Origin of the sequence: Amycolatopsis sp. SID8362 (assembly GCF_010550475.1) — a bacterium.
Classification (GTDB): domain Bacteria; phylum Actinomycetota; class Actinomycetes; order Mycobacteriales; family Pseudonocardiaceae; genus Amycolatopsis; species Amycolatopsis eburnea.
The window spans coordinates 1-4,685 of sequence record NZ_JAAGNB010001018.1; the positions used below are offsets into that span (position 1 = coordinate 1).

At 71.7% G+C, this 4,685-nt stretch carries 5 protein-coding genes and 1 pseudogene; 3 read left to right on the forward strand and 3 right to left on the reverse strand.

What is annotated here, in order from left to right; translation table 11 throughout:
- On the forward strand, nt 1–784 hold a 784-nt coding region (locus G3I65_RS32065), incomplete at its 5' end, for an ATP-binding protein (RefSeq protein ID WP_160699418.1).
- Between the two features lie 189 nt (nt 785–973).
- Nucleotides 974–2,185: a chitinase gene (locus G3I65_RS32070; RefSeq protein ID WP_160699419.1), complete on the forward strand. Its 1,212-nt coding sequence runs from the start codon at nt 974–976 to the stop codon at nt 2,183–2,185.
- A 10-nt stretch (nt 2,186–2,195) separates the two neighbouring features.
- Here the strand turns inward: G3I65_RS32070 and G3I65_RS32075 are convergent, their stop codons facing one another.
- Entirely contained in the window at nt 2,196–3,287 is a 1,092-nt protein-coding gene (locus G3I65_RS32075; protein ID WP_160699420.1) for a dihydrofolate reductase family protein, read from the reverse strand.
- Between the two features lie 85 nt (nt 3,288–3,372).
- Between G3I65_RS32075 and G3I65_RS32080 the strand changes: the two genes are divergently transcribed.
- Entirely contained in the window at nt 3,373–3,621 is a 249-nt protein-coding gene (locus tag G3I65_RS32080; RefSeq protein WP_160699421.1) for a hypothetical protein, read from the forward strand.
- Here G3I65_RS32080 and G3I65_RS32085 read toward each other — a convergent pair.
- On the reverse strand, nt 3,581–3,988 hold the full coding sequence (locus G3I65_RS32085) for a hypothetical protein (protein ID WP_160699422.1): 408 nt from the start codon (nt 3,986–3,988) through the stop codon (nt 3,581–3,583). The genes G3I65_RS32080 and G3I65_RS32085 overlap by 41 nt on opposite strands.
- A gap of 2 nt (nt 3,989–3,990) precedes the next feature.
- Nucleotides 3,991–4,685 (reverse strand): annotated as a pseudogene (locus G3I65_RS32090) (gamma-glutamyl phosphate reductase); the annotation flags it as partial.

A 4,685-nucleotide genomic window follows, 5' to 3' on the forward strand; every position in this document is an offset into this window, starting at 1 on the left:
GGCCCCCCTGCGCCAGGTGACGGAGACGGCCCGCCGCATCGCCGCGGCCGCCGACCCGGGCGGCCACGCGCGGATCGCGCTGCGCGGGCCGGAAGACGAGGTGAAGGACCTGGCGGACGCGTTCGACGTGATGGTCGAGCGCCTGGACCGGTCGTTCGACGCCCAGCGCCGGTTCGTCGCGAACGCCTCTCACGAGCTGCGCACCCCGCTGACGTTGAACCGCTCGGTGGTCGAGGTGGCGATGCGCCGCAGAACCGCGTCGGACGACGTCCGCGAGCTGGGGAGCAAGCTGCTGCACATCAACGCGCGGCACGAACGGCTGATCACCGGGTTGCTGCTGCTGGCGAAGTCGGAGAGCGCGCTGACCGAGCGCTGCCCGGTCGACCTGGCGGCACTGGTCGCGCACGTGGCGCCCGACGACGTCTCCCAGCACCTGGCGGAGGCCTCGACGATCGGCGACGCGCTGATGCTGGAGCGGCTGGTGCACAACCTGGTGGAGAACGCCCTCCGCCATAACAACGACGACGGCTGGGCGGAGGTGACCACCCGGATGGCCCCGGGCCGAGCGGAGCTTTCGGTGGCGAACAGCGGCCCGGTGATCCCGGCGGGGGAGGTGCCGGCGCTGTTCGACCCGTTCCACCGCCGGGCCCGGGTGGCCGCGGAAGGAGCGGGGTTGGGGTTGTCGATCGTCCGCTCGGTAGCGCACGCGCACGGCGGCGAGGTGGTGGCGAGGGCGCGACCGGAGGGCGGCCTGGTGGTGGTCGTGTCACTACCGGCGGCCTGAGGGTGGCTCACCGGCGTGGCGACGCCTCGGCGGTCGCATCACCCTCGTGGTGTCATTCCGGGGACCAATTTCGGATATCTCGGCGCGTTTCGCCCACGCTCGGCAGCGATCCACCCGTTGTGCCTTGACTTCGTCAATGGTCTAGTCCAATGATCTGTCCACCCTCGATCCCCACCGGGAGGACAGCTCATGCGCAAGAGCAGACTGGCCGCCATCGGGCTCGCCGCCGCCACTTTCGCCGCCACCGCCGTCAGCCTCGTGCTCGGCGCTCCCGCGGCCACCGCGGCGTTGAGCAACAACTGGTACGCCGCGGCGCCCTACCTGATGCCCCAGAGCAACAACCCGCCCGATCCCGTCACCGTGATGAACGCGACCGGGCTCAAGGCGTTCCAGCTCGCGTTCATCCTGGCGCCGAACGGCGGCGGCTGCAGCCCCACCTGGGACGGCACCGACCCGATCTCCACCGACACCACCGTCGCCGCCGCGATCGCGAAGATCCGTGGGGCGGGCGGGGACATCTCCGTCTCCGTCGGCGGGTACGGCGGCACGAAGCTCGGCCAGACCTGCGGCACGGTCGCCGCGACGGCGGCCGCGTACCAGCAGGTCGTCACGAAGTACTCGCTCAAGGCCATCGACTTCGACCTCGAAGAGCCCGAGTACGAAAACACCGCGGCCATCGCGAACGAGCTCGGCGCGGCGAAGACGTTGCAGGCCAACAACCCCGGCCTCTTCGTGTCGGTGACCATGCCGGGCACCGCGGCCGGCACCGGCTGGTTCGGCACGCAGCTGCTCGACCAGGCGAAGTCGATCGGGTTCTCGCCCAACAACTTCTCGATCATGCCCTTCGACGGCGGCTTCAACGGCGGCTCGTCGCAGGTGTCGGCCCTGGAGGCCCTGCACGGCCTGCTCATGTCGCACATGGGCTGGGACAGCGCGACCGCCTACTCGCACGAGGGCTTCTCGGGCATGAACGGCAAATCGGACGCGGCCGAGATGTTCTACACGTCGGACTTCCAGACGGTGTACGACTACGCGACCAGCCACGGCCTCGGCCGCTTCACGTTCTGGTCGGTCAACCGCGACCGCGCCTGCGTCGGGACCACCGACAACGGCGTCTGCAGCAACGTCCCGCAGAACGACTGGGACTTCACGAAGTTCAGCGTCCGCTTCGCGGGTGCCACGCCGCCCCAGACGACGCCGACCCCGCCGACCACCACGACGCCGACCACCCCGGGCGGCGGCTCGTGCACCGCGGCCGAGTGGGACCGGACGAAGGTCTACGTCAAAGACAACGTCGTGTCGCACAACAGCCACAAGTGGACGGCCAAGTGGTGGACGCAGGGCGAGGAGCCCGGCACCACCGGCGAATGGGGTGTCTGGCAGGACAACGGCGCCTGCTAGCCGCCGCGCGTCAGAAGTCGAGGTGGGTGTTCTCGCGCTGGACCTCCGGGGTCAGCGCGGGCACCTCGACGACGTGCCGCCCCTCCTGGCGCAGCAGTTCGGTGCCCTGGGCGTCGACGAAGACCGGCGGCTCGCGCCACGCGAAGACGACGCGCGGGATCCCGGCGTCGAGGATCAGCTGCGTGCAGCTGCGCGGGTGCGAGCTCCGGTTGCTGCACGGCTCCAGTGAGCTGTAGATGGTCGCCCCGGCCAAGCGCGGGTCGCCGGCGCACTTGGCGAGAGCGGCCTCTTCGGCGTGGTTCGTGGGGTCGCCCTCGCCGGAGTGCCCGGTGGCGATGACCTCGCCACCGGCGTCGGTGATCACGGCCCCGACCCGGAACGTGTGGCTGGGCGGGCATTCGGCGGCGAGCGCGATGGCTTCCTTGAGCCGCCGGACGTCCGGCCCGTCCGGCTCGGCCGCGGCTCGGTACTCGAGGATCGCCATCCCCTGCAGTTCCCGCACGCCGGCCAGGGTGAGCGGCCGCGGGTAGAGCCCGGGCCCGACGAACCGCGGCGCGCCCGGCTGCCCCACGAAGAACGGCGCGATCGCGAGCCGCAGCTCGTCGGCGAGGCCTTCGGTGAGGAAGCGGGTGTGGATCCCGCCGCCGCCTTCGACCAGCAGGTTTTCGATGCCGCGCTGCCCGAGGTCGTCGAGGACGCGGCCGAAGTCGGGCGGGCTCCCGGCGTCCACGACGGTGGCGACGCCCTTCAGGTCGTCGGCCGCACCCGGCGGGGCGTAGACGATCTTTTCGCTGTCCCCCACGGTGAAAAACCGCGCGTCCGGGTCGAGCCCGCGGGTGGTCACGGTGACTTTGACGGGCTGCTCGGGCTTTCCCCGGTCCAGCCGCTGCCGCCGCAGCTCGGGCGAGCGGACGAGCAGCCGCGGGTTGTCGGCCCGCACTGTCCCGGCCCCGACGAAGATCGCGTCCGCCTCGGCCCGCAACCGGTCCACGACGGCGAAATCGTCCTCAGTGGACAGCACGAGCCGCTCGGGCGAGGTGTCGTCGAGGTAGCCGTCGAGCGACTGCGCGGCGGACAGCAGGACGTGCGGCCGGGAGATCACCCGGCCCAGTATGCCGTAACGCCTTCGGCCGCCCGGGCGTCCTACGACGTATCCCTGTCGAGCCCATCCCCCGGAGCTGCGGAACATGACGACGCGAGGCTGGTACAAGGAGCGGACGCTCACCACGGTCGACACGGTCGGCCGGGAAGTGTCGGTGACCACCGGGCTCACCCGCGACCCCGAAGGCCGCCTGGTCGCGGCGATCGCGATCAGCGACGGCCCGACCGCCATCTACCGCCACGCCGCCGACCAGGACGACCGGACGGAACTCCTGGCCAACGTGACGGAAACCGTCAAGGAGCTGAAGAAGCTGGCGCACGTCCCGCCGCGTTAGGGTCCGCGGCCCGGAACCGGCCGAGCAGCTCCTGCCCGGCCGGTGAGTCGGCGTCGAACCCTTCGAGGCCGGTCTGGGCGCCGCCGGCGAAACCCAGCGCGTTGTGGCAGCGGAAGCAGAAGGCGAGCTCGAAGAGGACGCCTTCCGCGCCGTGCGCCCGGAGCGCGTACACCGGGTGGTAGCACCGCATCATGTCGGCGTCCGGGAGGTCGGCGACGAGCCCGACGAGCGCTGTCGCGTCCGCGCCCGTCACCGACTCGAGGACGGGCCCGGGAACGGTGGTCCACCGTTCCCACTCCCGGTCGCCTTCGACGCGGATCAGGTCCGCGCGCCGGACGTCGCCCGGCACGTCGATCGGCAGCCGCATCGTCAGGCCGGGAGGACCGCGTACTGGCGGACGTAGAGGTCCGTGTACGTCACCGGACCGCGGGGACCGGGGACCTTGTCCAGGTTGATGCCGGTCTCCGGGACCGCCAGCATCTTGAAGCCGTCGAGGAGGCGGGTCGGGGCGTTCCAGAAGACGCCGGTGCCGGTGTAGCCGTCGAAGAACGCGTCGGCGGCCGACTCGTCCTCGGTGGCGATGCCCGCCGCCAGGCCCGACGTCTGCTCGTTGGCGATCCCGACCGCGTCGGCGAGCGCGCCGACCTTGGCCACCGTGACGGTCGCCTCCCGGTCGGAGTCCAGCGCCCACTCGTAGCCGATGGCGTGCTCGTGCGGGGCCAGCGACGGCGTGACGCCCCGCTCGGCCAGCGCCTCGGAGATCGACGGCCAGACCTCGTCGTGGATGTCCTCGTGGATCAGCAGCAGGTTCAGCCGGTTGCAGACCCCGAGCCGGTCGAGGCTGTTGAAGACCAGGTCACGCGCCTTGGTGACGTCGGCGCCGCGGTCGACGTACAGGACGCCGCCCCCGTCGGCGTGGGCGAGCGTGCGCACGCCGTGGACCGCCGCCTCGGTGGCGAGCGCCCGGGTGCTGTCGCCGCTGCCGCGCAGGATCACCAGCGGCACCAGGTCCGGCAGCCGGACCAGCGCGGACGCCGCCTCGCGCTCCACCCGCGGCACCAGCT

Bases quoted from the DNA above. Each gene is read 5' to 3' on its own strand.
- G3I65_RS32080 (WP_160699421.1), top strand. From the start codon at position 3,373: ATGACGACGCGAGGCTGGTACAAGGAGCGGACGCTCACCACGGTCGAC.
- G3I65_RS32070 (WP_160699419.1), top strand. From the start codon at position 974: ATGCGCAAGAGCAGACTGGCCGCCATCGGGCTCGCCGCCGCCACTTTC.
- G3I65_RS32085 (WP_160699422.1), bottom strand. From the start codon at position 3,988: ATGCGGCTGCCGATCGACGTGCCGGGCGACGTCCGGCGCGCGGACCTG.